This window comes from Butyricimonas sp. DFI.6.44 (assembly GCF_022132345.1).
Taxonomy (GTDB): domain Bacteria; phylum Bacteroidota; class Bacteroidia; order Bacteroidales; family Marinifilaceae; genus Butyricimonas; species Butyricimonas muris.
Genome location: NZ_JAKNJD010000003.1, coordinates 253,127 through 268,317, shown reverse-complemented (window position 1 = coordinate 268,317; position 15,191 = coordinate 253,127). Strand labels below are relative to the sequence as shown.

General features: G+C 41.6%; 9 protein-coding genes. All 9 read right to left on the bottom strand.

Translation table 11 applies throughout. The annotated features are described in order from the left end of the window. Positions 1-11: 11 nt before the first annotated feature. The 9 genes from L0M98_RS06195 to L0M98_RS22665 all read right to left on the bottom strand — a co-directional run bounded on the left by L0M98_RS06195 (position 12) and on the right by L0M98_RS22665 (position 15,187). A complete protein-coding gene (locus L0M98_RS06195) occupies positions 12-2,645 on the bottom strand; it encodes a zinc-dependent metalloprotease (protein ID WP_227216578.1) in 2,634 nt (877 codons plus the stop codon). 75 nt (positions 2,646-2,720) lie between these two features. Continuing rightward, complete coding sequence (locus L0M98_RS06190; RefSeq protein ID WP_227216577.1) at positions 2,721-3,665, bottom strand: hypothetical protein; 945 nt, start codon at positions 3,663-3,665, stop codon at positions 2,721-2,723. An 18-nt stretch (positions 3,666-3,683) separates the two neighbouring features. After that, complete coding sequence (locus L0M98_RS06185) at positions 3,684-5,210, bottom strand: RagB/SusD family nutrient uptake outer membrane protein (RefSeq protein WP_227216573.1); 1,527 nt, start codon at positions 5,208-5,210, stop codon at positions 3,684-3,686. 14 nt (positions 5,211-5,224) lie between these two features. Then, on the bottom strand, positions 5,225-8,935 hold the full coding sequence (locus tag L0M98_RS06180) for a SusC/RagA family TonB-linked outer membrane protein (protein ID WP_227216571.1): 3,711 nt from the start codon (positions 8,933-8,935) through the stop codon (positions 5,225-5,227). Between the two features lie 216 nt (positions 8,936-9,151). Continuing rightward, on the bottom strand, positions 9,152-10,309 hold the full coding sequence (locus L0M98_RS06175) for a FecR family protein (protein WP_099291539.1): 1,158 nt from the start codon (positions 10,307-10,309) through the stop codon (positions 9,152-9,154). 64 nt (positions 10,310-10,373) lie between these two features. After that, positions 10,374-10,928, bottom strand: a complete 555-nt coding sequence (locus tag L0M98_RS06170; RefSeq protein ID WP_227216569.1) for an RNA polymerase sigma-70 factor — start codon at positions 10,926-10,928, stop codon at positions 10,374-10,376. Positions 10,929-11,101: 173 nt separating this feature from the next. After that, positions 11,102-12,436, bottom strand: a complete 1,335-nt coding sequence (locus tag L0M98_RS06165) for a MutS-related protein (protein ID WP_099291537.1) — start codon at positions 12,434-12,436, stop codon at positions 11,102-11,104. Continuing rightward, the gene (locus tag L0M98_RS06160) at positions 12,433-13,767 is read right to left on the bottom strand and encodes a MutS-related protein (RefSeq protein ID WP_099291536.1); all 1,335 of its coding nucleotides are present in this window, start codon (positions 13,765-13,767) and stop codon (positions 12,433-12,435) included. Before L0M98_RS06160 ends, L0M98_RS06165 begins: the two co-directional genes overlap by 4 nt. Before the next feature lie 124 nt (positions 13,768-13,891). Then, the gene (locus L0M98_RS22665; protein ID WP_317198046.1) at positions 13,892-15,187 is read right to left on the bottom strand and encodes a Gldg family protein; all 1,296 of its coding nucleotides are present in this window, start codon (positions 15,185-15,187) and stop codon (positions 13,892-13,894) included. Between the last annotated feature and the right edge of the window lie 4 nt (positions 15,188-15,191).

Here is a 15,191-nt window from a genome sequence, read left to right as displayed (position 1 = left end):
AGTACTATAAACTATTTATTTTTCAAATTCTTTTCCAGTTGCGTCAACATGGCTTGATAGTGTTCGCGAGAAACTCTATCCGGTGCGGTATGTACTTTTTGAGTCAGCAAGTTGACAATTTTTAAACCAAGAGCGTTATTACGGGTTTTGGCATCATTGATCGCAGAGGTATTTACTTTCCTTTGCCACTTGTATCCTTGCCCAAAATGGGTGATGCCCAACTGGGTAGCAACGAAACCTCTGCCATATTCGGATTCCATTTTTCTCAGTTCTTCTTTAAAGTACCGGGCAAAACCGGTTTCGTCCAAGTTATACACCAGAATTTCATCCAAGGAAGGTGCAAATTCCGTTTCCGAGGTCACCCCGAACAATCCTTTCCCATCTCCGGGATTAGCCATATTGATAATATTATTAATCATAGCTTCCTGCATCACACGATCGTTTTCGGTCACCTTACGATTTTGTATGGCACTTTCCCAAACTCCCGCGTACAAATCGTCAAAGAATTCGATTCCCGTGTATGGTTTTTCCGCCACAGATGCAGACAAGAGAACATTGGGGTATGAAGCTAACAAATTTTTCATCACAGCCGATCTTATCGTGGAAGAAGCGGGAACAGACAAGTCCAGTTTTTCCGTGATGCTTTTATTGTCAATCCAATCGCAATTTTTCAATTCGTTGAATATCCATTTCAAGGAAGCTCGTTGCGTTTCCCGCTTAACGGCACATTTTTTCTTTCCCGGGGTACCTTCTTTCACATCGGTTAAATAAATTCCCCCAACGTTATACAACACGTTCATCATATAACGCAAATATTGCGCACGAATTTGGCTATACAAACTTGCCCGATGGCTGTAATCGTCATCATCGGTAATCCATGTATTCAAGTTTTTCAGAATATATTTCAAGTTCTTAATCCCGTAAGTTCCGGCTTTCATGGGGTCATCGCCCAAATCTTCTTCGATAGCCGAGGGATCAATACGCAAATCCACCTGTTGTCTTCCGTAGCGGAAATAAGGATCTCCAACCTTTTCATCCACCCACTTTTCAATTATTTTTGCTTCGCCTAAAGCATCACTCTCGTCCGGGAAATAAGTGTAAAGCCATTTGATCGCATACTCGTCATAACAACCCAAGTCGGGAGGAGTCAACTTAACTCCTTTATCATTAGGCTGAGCCACATAATTGAAACGTGCATAGTCCATGATAGAGGGAGTAGTTCCGTATTTTTGAGTAAAACTGGCGGAACGCAATGAATCCACGGGAAAAGCGGAAGAAGCAGCCATGTTATGCATTAATCCCAACGTATGTCCGATCTCATGGGCAATCACGTAAGTCAAGGATTCTTTTATGATATCATCAGGCATTTTTTTAGCCCGTACCCGAGGATCTATTTGTGCCGTTTGAACGAAACGCCAATTGTTAATCAACTGAATAATATTGTTGTATACCAACACGGAAGCATTGATAATCTCGCCCGTGGAAGGATCCACCCAAGAAGGTCCCATGGCATTAGCTTCCGAAGAAGGGACGTAACGGATACAAGAATATTTCAAGTTTTCCGGATCGAAAGAAGGATCATTCATCGGGAAATCTTTTATCTGTACCGCATCTTTAAACCCGATTTTGGAAAATGCTTGATTCCATACCATTACAGCGTCCCGGATAGCTTCTTTCCATAATTCTGGAAAAGCCGGGTCCAGATAATAGGTGATAGGTTTAACCGGCTCGACTAATTCTCCCCGGCGATACGCTTCTTTATCTTTCGGTTCTAAACGCCAACGATGAGCTAAAGTATATTGGCTCATGCCATCTTGGTGATCAGACAACAGAACTTTTCCTTCCAAGAATATTCCCACGCGCAAATCGGAAAGGCGAGGACGCATTTTGTTTTCCGGAAGCAATAATAGAGAATGAGTGGCTTCCAATGTTAACGGCACGGTAACGGCTGTATTACCCATGATAGCAAGACTTGCATCGTAAGCAAATAATGTTTTCACAACGATGTTGTCTTCAAAAGCCTTGATGTCTTCCAACTTTGTAGCCGCACTTTTTATTGTCGCTCTCTTGCTAATAAGTCCCCCTCCTCCTTGAGTAACCGGGGAAAGTTTTGAATAACCTGTAAACACGGGAGTCATGTTAAACACGACAGCGGTACTGTCATGGTTGTAAGCGTCTATTTTGTACACCTCCATGATAGGATCGGTGAAATTCTCCCGAAGCACGTGCTGTTCCCGTTGGTCTTTCAAGTCCAAGGTGGTCGTAGTGTTCACCTTGCACATATAAACAGAACTATCCTTTAACACGAATTTGATGTGCAACGGAGTATTGCTTTTGAACCCCAAGGTAGCAAAAGTCGTACTGCTACTTGACGACGGGGCACAAGCCAATAACATCTCTCTCTGCATATATTTCAAGGGCAATTCAAAATAAAGTTTTCCCTTCACCTTGTGCACCGTCATAAAACCGCCTTCCGTAGCCACGTGGGATTTATCTTTGAATAGCTGCTCGTATTTACTGAGTTTTTTACTTTTAGGTACTGCAACTTGTGTCGTGGCAGGTGCGGGTGTAGTTTTTTTCTTTTTCTTATTTACGGCATTTACAGACCCGTTACATGATAACACGAATAAAAATGTTATCAACATAAAAATAAATGATTTCATTTGTTTCCTTATTCGTTTTTATTTATAATTCTATAATATACTCTCTTTTGGGTGTTATTATCGCTCCAATTGCTTTTTGAATAGCTCCACTACTTTTTTCATTTCTCGATATTTTCTTATGATTTTATCATACTCCCCGTACCATTGGGTTATTTCTGCCTCCGTAAACACATAAACTACTCCCGCAAAATCTTCCACGTCTTGAGCTTGCGAAGGATAAGCACTTTCTAAACGCTTGGCATAATATTTCGTGGCCCCCGGGTGTAAAAATCCTTTTTGTTTTATTTCTTTCAACCTTGCTTCCGGAAGTTCCGTGATCCCCGAGTAAGATTTATTTCCTTTCCCGTACAACGTGGAAGTAGACCCCTCGTCAGTAATATCATAAAACGCTTCTAACTCTTCCTCGAATGCCATAATTCCCGAGAAAACGGCTTTACCTATGACATGGGCTGCCCACAATTTTTCCTGAAGCTCATCTCCTGCAGACAAATCTAATATGCTAACAGAAGTAGTTACTAAAGAATTAGACACGGAATAGATAGTCTTGTATTCTCCAAAAAGCATACTTCGGTTCGAAATGGAAATCGAATCGCATAACAAGTAAGTATACGGACGATACTTTTCATTTTCAGGCAATCGCGGAGCCACTGTTTCCAACATGATTCTCGTAGCCTTGATCATTGCGGAAGTGTCAGAGGACAGCTTGTAATTCAAATAACTATCGGTCGTTATACCGTATCCCGGTCTTATACATTCGTAATAAATAATCGGTTGCCCATAACTATCCTCCCCCCGGTATTCAGAACCTATTGTATCATTAACATACAAGGATATACCATAATTCTTATAAAGTTGATACCTTAATTGATTGAGTTCACCCGGCTTATCCTCCACGATAAGCCAGTTTTTAATTGTGTTGCCGGGTTCTAATGCATCCTCTTTCTGACACCCGCAGAATTGTAATAACAGGAGTAAAATTCCCACGTGTATATATATTCTCATATCGTTTAAGATTAATGGTTATCTGTCAATACGTTGTTCATTTTGAACCAACTCTCCCTTGTTATACTCAATTTCGTAATCGGGAATAGGCATTACCCAAGCCGGATCTTCTCCCATCTTGAGTTCGGCTGTACCGTTTAACACGGGAGGATTGCCGGAATCATACATGGGATGCACGATTACACTTTTTTCGGGATATTCCGGATAAACCGCGTATCGGCGAAGATCGAACCAACGTTGCCCTTCAAAACAGAACTCACGCCTACGTTCTTCCCGAATAAATTGGATCAATTCTTTCCCGCTTAAATGACTAATGTTAGGAATCTTTTTATCCTTAAACCTATTCTTCAGCAAAATCGTCAACGTGTTGACGGCTACAGCCCCGTCTTTGTTCAACATGGCTTCAGCTTCGGCTTTATTCAAATACACTTCAGATGCCCGTAAGGCAAATTCATCAGCAACCGTGGCATAAGAAGCATTATTTACGTTTTTTTGCCCGTAGTAAGCATCTCTGACGCCGGAGATTTCACTAAGATAACATTGAAGCCGCAAGTCCTGCACGCCTTCTCCCGCATACTTTCGGTACAATTGCCCAAGGTCCTCCGACACACGGTATTTTCCCGCCCCCATAGCTTCTTTCATAAAACAAGCAAAGTAAACATGTCCTTGTGAAAAAATAATCTCGGGTGAATTGACACTTAGCGCGAAATCCCTATCAGTATCGGAGCCTGTATATTTAAACGAGTTCAAATCCTGTAGATGACATCCTAAGGCAATCACCTTATCACATTCGTCCAAGGCAGCCTGCCACTCTCCCATATAAAGATATACCCGACTCAGTAAAGTTCGTGCCGCAATTTCATTCGCCCGATAAATAGTGGACTGTTCTACCCCGACCAAGTTGCCTGCCGCATCTTTCAAATCTTGAACAATTTGTTGATAGACGGCAGCATTAGAACTTCTTTTATAATAATGGTCATCAACATATTCCGTGAGTTTCAAGGCCACACCCAAGTCTGTTTCGGCTGTTGCCCGGTTATAAGGTTTCGCGTATATGTTATTCAATAAATAGTAATAGGCTCCCCGTAAAAATTGGGCTTCCCCGGTTATTCTGCGACGCATGCTTTCTGGGTCTTGAGTAAATTCTCCAACTTGAGAAATAACCACGTTCAACAGAGCGATATGGGCATATAATTGCGACCAGCACACATCAGTCATTACCGTACCTTTCTCGGGATTCATAAAAGGCTCTTTAGCCCACCCGTAAAAAGGGCGAAATGCCACGTTGGTAGTAGTTGCATTTGGTTTATAAGTACCGGTAACATACTCCTCAATATCGTCATCCATGACGAATAACCAAGAATAATACCCGGTATTAGCGGATACTGTATAATCCTTTTCCAACTTCATATACCCTCCACCAATCAAAACCTCATCGAGATCAGAACAAGAGGTAGCGTATGTATATTCTTTAGAGTATTCTTTCAAAAAATCTCCACATGACATTAAAATGCTGCTTATTAATATAATGATTACATTTTTCATGACAATGATATTATTTAGAATGACACATTTAACTGGAACGAGTACGTGGGACGTACCGATAATACCAAATCGCTACTCCCCGATTGAGTGGGGTCCTGACCTTTCAATTTCCTGCTACAAATAGTAAACAAGTTCGTGCCGGAGAAACTGAGGTAAGCGGATTTCAACGACAATTTCTTGCAAAAGTCTTCAGGAATAACGTAACGAAGCGATATGCTTTGCAATTTCAAATAATTGCCGCTTACTACTCGCAAATTCGATTGGTCGTACATTTCCCATATATTTGAAGCAAAACGGTTTTTATCCATCTCTCTCCACCAAGGGGACAAAGTTTTGTAAAACTCGCTATTATCCAATATTCCCGGGACATTGGTATGCATCTCATCACCGGGACGCCTCCAGCGATTTACAAATTCCCTCCGGAGATTCTTTTCCGGTCCCGGGGCAATCGTTTCACCAGAAGACACATTCGGATACATTTTGAATAAACGAACCTTGGCTCCAATACTATAAGCAAGATTGAAAGAAAGCCCCCAAGACCGCCAGCCGAAATAGTTGCTGATACCTCCTTGCAGGAAAGGTTCCCGGCAACCGGAATGTTCCATCACGGTCATATACGCTTCTTCTTGGGACATCTGTTCAAGAATTTCTTTCCGGTCAACCTCTTCACCGTCAACGAGTGTAGTTTCCCCCGTGTCATAAAACATCGGACGCCCGTCAACAGGACTCAAACCTTTATATCTATAAGAATAAAACGTATTCACCGGTTTACCTGATATATAGACGTTTCCATCCAAATAGTTCTGGTAAGTGATTTCATCTTGCAAAGTCCTATTCTTGTATTTGAGTTTGTTGATTAACTGGTTCAGAACGGCTCCGAAATTAGGATCTATACGCCACATAAATCCCCGTTTCTTGCCATCAATGGATGAATTTAACATGGTATTGATAGGTACGAAATTCAAAGCGATATCATATCCTTGATTAACTAAAGTCCCCCTGTTTACTTGATACATAGAAACTCCATTAATCCGAGATACCGTTTTATCCATGAAAGCGTCCGAGGTATGGGAATAATAGTAACTGAAGGATCCGTTCAATTTATTATTGAATAAAGAAAATTCCAACCCAATATCTAAAGTAGAGGTTTTTTCCCATTTCAGGAAAGGATTGGGGAATGCCTTCACTTCTGAATAGTATTCCTTAAAGAAATCATCCCGACCTTTCTTGATCAATTGTAACTTGGGAGTACCTACATTCGACATATTCCCGCGGTAACCGAAAGAAGCCCGCAATCCCAATGTATTTATCCAATTACAATTTTGAAGTATATTTTCGTTCATATTCCATCTTCCGGAAACAGACCATATAGGCAAAAGCCGGTGGTTACTTCTCTCCCCGAAAGCATTCGAGGCATCGATTCTTATATTGGCGTTTAAAATATACGTGCTTTTATAAGCATAAGTAAGAACTCCTGTCAAATTGGCGAGATTTGTCAGTTGGTCTTTAAATTTTCCCAACGCTGCTTCGCTCTCCTGCAGCCAAGTATTATAAGCCTGATAAGGATTATTCTTATCGCTGTTCACCACTTTGTCTATAATCAACCCGCGGTCAGGCATATACCCCCGCCGCGTGATCTTGAATCCCGTGTAACGCTTTGAACTGGCCTCTCCAATCAAAACGGCTGTCATTTGATGCTCTTGAGCTTCATCCATGAATTTTGAGAAAGTAAGTTGAGCCCGCAAATTATAGCCGCTGTTTTTAGTATTATCAAGTCGGATCTCTCCTCCTTTCGGCATAAGCGAATAATAAGCATGCGGCTCGTTGGTCGTTAATAGCGTCTTACGCAATTCTCCCGCATACCACGTCTTTTCATCGAAAAATATTTCATTTTCCGTGTGGGCAACATTGTAAGAAAATTGCAGTTGCAATTTCAACGGTTCTATGATTCGGTACGACATGGCAACGTTTAACCCCAATTGGTCCGTTTGGATTTTATTAGAGCTATTCTCCTGTTCATTAAGGATACTGAACGAGTGGTCGTAATTATCTTTACTGTTAGTTGACATGCGTTGATAATACCACAAAGTTCCGTCATCATTATATGCTTTGACAGACCGGCTCGTGTTATAGGCATAATTCATTATCCCAACTTCCGTCGGAGTATACTTTCTTTTTTGCAGATTCCCGTTAATCTGGAATTGCATAGAGAATTTATTATAATTTACATCAATATTTGCCCGTCCGGAGTAACGTTTACTGCTCTCGCCAATAATGTTCCCGTAGTCATCGTTAAAACCGACAGAGGTATAATACCTCATGTGCTCAGAACCTCCGGAAAGGCTTAAAGAATGGGAATGAGAAAATGAATCTTTCAACAATAGATCAAGCCAATCCGTATTGCAGGTTTCCATCTCCGCCACACGCCGCTCAAACTCTTCTTGAGTGATGTCTTTGTTGTACAAATCATATATAGCCGCTTCGTACCCTACCCAACTACTTAAACCACCGATTTTCAATCCCTTCTCGATAACTTCTTTTGAATAATCAATCCGTTCCCGTGAATTCATCACGTTTACAGCTCGATCGGTATATCGGGGACGTTGTCTGAATGTTCCGCCCACGGAATAAGAAACCGACGGTTTACCAACCTTACCTTTTTTGGTCGTGATAACAATAACACCATTGGATGACTGCGGACCATAAATAGCCGTGGCTGAAGCATCCTTCAACACATCGATACGTTCCACATCCTCCGGGTTCAAACCGGAAATAGCATTTCCCAACAAGTTCACGAAATCCAAGTCATTGATTTGGCTCGGATCTATATTGACCGGATCATTTAAAATGACTCCATCGACAACCCACAGAGGTGCTGTTGAGCTTAATAGGGTAGTAGTACCGCGGATTTTTATTTTAGGTGTAGCCCCCACTTGACCGGAATTCATTCTATATATCATTCCCGGCACATGCCCTTCCAACATTTGGTCTAAGTTACTAATACCCGGTACAAGTATATCCTCAGCTTTCAAAGAGGTAACCGCACTGGTTGACATACGCTTATCAACATCATAATAACCCGTTGAAAACACCGCCACTTCATTCAATTGCGTAACCTCGTTCTCCATCCTTATTTTCAAAGGCTTATCATCTTTCACCTCATACTCTACACTTTTCATCCCGATAAAAGAAAAAACCAACACGCTTTTTTCCCGTTTAGGAACAACCATCCTAAATTTACCATGGATATCCGTAGTCACACCAACCGAGGAACCTTTTAGCAAGACCGTTACCCCGGGAATCGGAACTCCCGCATCGTCTTCAACTACCCCTTGAAACACCGTGACTACCGACTCACCTTTCACTTCTTTCTTAGAAATTACAATCGTGTTTTTTTCATAAGTAAATTTGAAAGGTGTCCCCGTCAATAATCGGGTAAGAGCGGAATCCACCGTAACATTTTGCACGTTTAAAGACACGGGATTAATTATCTTGATCTGTTCCGTGTTGTACATAAAATTCAATCCGGACTGTTGTTTAATCATTCCAAACACCGTCTGGACATCCGCATTAGTCACATTTATACTCACTCTTTGATTCTGTGCCGATACGGAAAGAGGAAATATAAAGACCAACAATAACACTACTGCTTTATAATTCAATACAAAATTTATACATCCGGAATACTTCGTATTCCTAAAATTGATTTTTTTTAGTTGTTTCATTGTTTCACTTGTTAATAATTACACACCATTACCATTGAAACAGAGTTACTTCTATCTCACGAACACTTCTTTCACCTAAAAATTTTCAATTTGTCATTCCGAATTCCAATAATTTCCTGCTTTTTTCATAAATTTGCTCATTAATAAAATTATACTTAACAAGGGTAAGGAAAACATTCTTTATCAAACTGATAGTTGTTCCCGCAGCTATCAGTTTTATTTTTCACTTACACTAATTACTTTATTCTTAATCAAAAATTTCACCGTCGCCGTCTTCTCCAAAATATCAAGCACATCCTCAATACTCGAGAATCGCGTGACAACTCCGGTAAAGCAGACATTTTTCACTTGTTCATTCACGTAAAACACGCCTTCAACGTCATACCATCTACATAAACGTTCCATGATTTCCTTCAAAGGCGTATTGATAAATACAAATTCACCGGATTTCCATGCCGTGTATAAATAGGTATTCACGTCCTCCCGTTTTACTTCTCCGGTTTCCACGTCGTATTCCAACATTTCTCCCGGACGAATCAGATATTCTTCATTGGTATTTTTTATCGTTATCCCAATTTTTCCTTGAACTAACGTTGCACGCACCTTCTTTTCATCCCGTGTATTCAAATTAAACTCAGTCCCGTACACTTTAACCCGAGTATCGTTAGTAACCACGCAAAACGGTCGTGTCGAATCTTTACTGACCTCAAAATACGCTTCACCTTCCAATTCTACCCTTCTTTCATCCCCAGTGAAATAAGAGGGATAACAAAGTCGAGTGCAAGAATTCAACCATACACGAGTACCATCGGAAAGAGTTACGAAATACTCCCCTCGACGAGGCACGTCTAGCGTGTGCATAACAGCATCTTCCTTATCGGATAATAACTCATAGGACAAATTACAAGAATCAACAGTTACATTTTGCCCTTCAGGAGAAGGAATATCTACCAACGTGTTTTCCCCTAAAACAATCTTTTCTTTTCCATCAATAGTAAGCACTGCCGCAACCTTCCCTTCTGTAATATTTTCAGCAACAGGAAGCAGCTCCTTTTCCTGATACCCTCGTGAATAAAATACCAGAATTACCCCTATTAACAGAATAAAAATAGCCGCATATTTAGTCCAGAGTCGAATAAAACGTTTCTGTCGGCCACTTCTTCTATTCCATCTTTTCCATGCCTCCTCGGTATCCACGCTCATAAGCAATTTTATCTTTTCCAAGGAATAAGAAGTAAACAAGTTCTCGTAGTATTGCTTGTGTACCGGATTGCTATCTATCCAGTGACGAAGTTTATTATTTTCTTCTTCAGATAATTCACCTAAAAACTGTCGGTAAATCAATTCTGTTATTTCATACTCGTGTATCTTCATATATTTTACATTCTATATATAAGACACGCGAACATTATTTTTTCATCAATAAACGACGTTTTTTTTAGAGTAATTTAATTATAATACTAATAATCAAGAATTTACTACCCAATTCTTTTTTCAATTCCCTCAAGGCTTTCGTCTTTAATGCTTTTACCTGATTCAACGAGATATCCATTTTCTGAGCGATCTCGTGCAATTTCAACCTTTCGAAGGTATTCAATTCGAGAACTAATCTTGCATCTTCCGGCAACTTACGAATAGCCTGCAACAACATAGCATGAAGCTCGGAATCTATGATGGAAAGCTCAACCGAAGTATCATCCATAATATCCATTCCATTTTCAATATCCACGATTCGCCTAAGTTGATTATGACGGAGCATATTCAGACATCTATTTCTGACGGAGGAATAAAGGTATGATTTTACACTTTCCGGATTTTCTATTTTTTTCCTATTTTCCCAAAGAGAACTAAAGCTTTCCAATACACAATCTTCTACATCATTCAAATCCCTCAAATATTTACCCGCAAATAAGATTAGTCTTGGGTAATATAAATCGAATAGTCGCTTAAAATCTATCCTCTCGCTCGTCCTCTTGTTGAATGATTTATCCATAAAATGAAAAAACTTCTTTTCCTTCTAGTCTACCATAACACAAATATATGAATTAAGGCACCTAAATACAAATATATACAACTATTTTTAACCTTAGTTTTGACTTCCGGATTAAAAATAGTTGTATAAACTTGCACACAAGTGCCTTTTTAGATATATTATCTATGATATTATTACACGACCTCGCCCTTGATTATCTCTATAATCTTCTCGTTATTAATAATAATCATACCGTGCTTGTCGCTCGTGATTCCCGGCTCTAACACGTAAGTATAAGTCGGCAACTTACCTTTCATCACGGTCGGCAGGTAAGCGAAAGTCACGTTATCACAATGCTTGCCTAACTCCTGTCCCACCTCGATAATGTGCGTCGAAATCATGAAAGCACTGTTACGTCTTTCCGCCAAGGCCTCGGTTACCGCCAAAGTGGCATCGAAAGCGTCTTTCACGTTCGTTCCCTTGAACAACTCGTCGAAGATCACGATCAAACGCTTGTTGCGGCTCACCTCAATAGCCACGTTCTTCACGCGCAATACTTCCGCATAGAAGTGACTGTAACCCATATTAATATTATCCGGCACATTGATAGAAGTGTACATACCGTCCTGTATACGGAATTGCATCGTCTTCGCGGCAATCGGGAAACCCATGTGTGCCATGTAAACGGCAATACCGAAGGATTTCATCAAAGTAGACTTTCCCGCCATATTTGCCCCGGTCAGGAAGAAAATATTTTTGGATTTCGTCACTTCCAGATCATTGGAAATCGCGCCATCGATACGAGGATGATGCAAACCCGTTGCGGCAACCAGCACTTCGCCGTCATCGGCAGCCGTCGCAAAGCAGAAATTCTTCTCTTTAGCCACTCTACCCACGACCACGTTCAAGTCGACACCCTGCAATAACTCGATAACCTCTTTGAACTGTTTGTTCAACAAGCAACGAAATACCCGGTCAAAAGCGATCAGATTGACCAATCCCGGATTATCCTGACGAGGATGTCCTAACAATTTATCAATGCGGGAATCCTTCAATAACGAACGTCCCTTCTCGACAACGCTCTGGAACGGATTACCCGCTACATCGGTCGCCAGTTTATCGAAATATTCGCGAGCCTTCCGGTAGAACTTGATCGACATCAGTATCCGCTCCCGGATAATATTGAATTCCGGATCATTACTGATATAATGCATCGACTTCGCTTTCAAAAGTTGGAATATATTCCGGAAACCGTTTTTACTACTTGCACCGGTGATATATTGCTCGACCACGTCAAACTCGTCCTTCTCGAACGGGAACCCGAAATCGTGATCCCGGAAATAACGGAACACGGAAGAACGGTCATTAATAGCCTTCGCATCCGTCAGCGGGTGCAGGAACATATTTTCCATCATACGTTCCCCGCCGCGGGTAATCGTCCCCACGAACATGCTGTAAACGGAATTATTCTTGTACTTACCTAGCAGGTTCAAATCATCTAGCGTCTGTTTATCTGTTTCAAAACTCATGCCTCTCCGTTTTTAATGATTTCAATAATCCGTTCATTATTCACGATCATCATACCATGGCGGTCATCCGTGATACCGGAAGCCAGCGTGTAAGTATAGATCGGTTTACTCCCCTCCATTTTCGTGGGCAGGTAAACAAAGTTGATATTGTCACAGCGTTCTTTAAGAACCTCACCCGCCTCGATGATATGTGTAGAGATAATAAACGTGCAATTTCGGATTCCGGCGAAAGCTTCCGTCACCGCCACCGTTGCATCGTAAGCATCTTTCACGTTCGTACCCCGGAACAACTCGTCGAATACCACGATCAGATGTTGAGTTTGACGCACTTGTTGTGCCACTTTCTTCACCCGCAACACTTCAGCATAGAAGTGACTATATCCCATGCTCAGGTTATCGGGCAGATTAATCGTCGTGAACATCCCGTTCTGCACGGAAAATTCCATCTCTTTAGCGGGAATCGGGAATCCCACGTGAGCCAAGAAGATAGAGATCCCGAAAGTTTTCATAAACGTTGATTTTCCCGCCATATTCGCTCCCGTCAGGAAAATCACGTTACTATTCTCGTCTACCTCTATATCATTGCCTACCGGTTTTGTCAGGAACGGGTGAAAAGCACCCTTCAGCTTCAAGATATTACGGTCGTTCGGATAAGCCTTACCGAAAACGAAATTGCGATCCCGTGCCACCTTCGCTACCGCCATATAAACGTCGAGCAGGTAAACGTAGTAAAGAATCTTCATCATCTTATCACGTTCCTCGAAACGGAACACGCGGTCGTAAACCACCGCTTGTTCGTAAGCCAATTTCTTCTTTCCTTTCTCGGAAGTATACCACGCCCATTTCTCGTTATCAAGCAACCCTCTCAAATTCGCCGTCAAATCGGCTATCGTCTTGTTGCCCGTGTCCGACTTTGAATTCTTCAGAAAATCACCCAAAGTATTCAACAACTCAATGCAACATACAATCCCGTTATGTAACTGGGTATATTCCGTGTCCGTTCCCACCAAATTCTTGAACTTGCGTCCCAACGTGTTATCCTGCGTCATCAATTGCGTGCGACGGTCTGTATTACCGAGGTAAAATTCCATGGTATCGAAAATCTCGCTCCGGAAAGGAAATACCGCCTCTATATCGCGGTAATAACGAATCACGTCACTCCGCTCGTTAATCTGGTCGGCATCCGACAAAGGGTAAAGGAACATCTCTTCGAGAATTCTCGCCCCACCGCGTGTTTGCGTGCGGTTAAAAATCTCGTAGACAGATTTGGTCCGGTTATTCCCGAAGATCGCCAGATCATCCAACGTTTGTTTGTCTATTTTAAAACTCATTCTATATCAATTAAAATTGAAAATTGAGAATTGAAAATGTGAATCATTACATATCCACATTTTCAAATTCTCTTATCTTTTCCATTTTAAATCTAAAATCATAAATCTAAAATCGGAAATCATACTATCTTCCTTTTCTGCGAATCCAGATAAGAACTCCAGCAGCAGCCAAAAGCAAGGGTATCAAGAGAGTAAACGACCACTTGATAATCCAAGCTCCCGTTTTCGCAACATATACCTTATCATCCGGTAGCGGCGGACGTCTCACGTCGATAGGCACCTCTCCATCCGACAACCAGAAGAATCCTCCCGTTACCAAAGTATAGTTAGAAGTACGCGCGGTCGGAACTCGTCTTCCGAACTCACCGTTACTGATACAGTCCGCATCACCCGTCAAGATAATTTTTTGTTCTTTATCCCCAACTTTTCTTGATAATGCCACAGCCGTAGAATAGGTTTTCTCTACTTCTCCGATAGCAGGATTCAAACGAATCGTGTCGTCGATAAAGTCCGTGGTTTCCAATTCGTTCCAAACACCAATGGTATCCGTCTTGAACATGGTCGTAACCTTGTATCCCTTATCCGCGATTTGCTCCAATCCGGCTACACTCGGGGTAGACATCACCATTCTATATCTACGCATCGTTCCGAAATCATAAGCGATACTGTCAGCCGCCTCTTTCGTCGGGTAAGACAAAATCACGTCAGCTTGCAGATTCGTATCCTGTTTAACCAGAACGCCCTCTGTCATCTCGAAACCGAATTTCGCGAAGAGCGGGTTCATCACGTCCCTACGTTTCGGTTCTCCCAAGATAAACAAATTACCACCGCGGTCGATATACTGTTGCAAATTAGCTTCCTCCGCAGGAGTCAACCACTCGCGCATATCGGAAATCACCACGATATTGATATGTTCCGGCACTTGTTTGTCCAAACGAACTTCTTCCACGTCAAACCCTTGATTTAACAAAGAATGACGGAAACTTTTATCGTCCGCGAACGCACTGTAATCCCGGTCTTTGCCACCATAGAAACTACGTTCCCCATGTCCCTGCACGATACCCACTTTCGGGAGTTCCATCACCATCCGTTTGAAAGCGGCAGAAATCTCTCGTTCACTCGGGAAACGTTGCATATCGTTATAAATTCGTAACCAAGCTTTTTCTCCGTTATCGCGAACGATTTGACGAACGAAAGTATTCCCTTCTCCGGACAAATCGATTTTCTTACGAATCTCTTCCGGTCCCATGAATCTGTTGGAATCCAAACCATACATCTTACAAACCTCAACCATCTTCTCGCGAAGGTTCTTATCCGGGAAACGTCTGTCCAACTGAGGATTCGCGCACGTGTCATAATAATACACGTATTTCAACTTCATATCCGGTTTGAACCGCAGATATTGTTCGAAACGATCCATATCC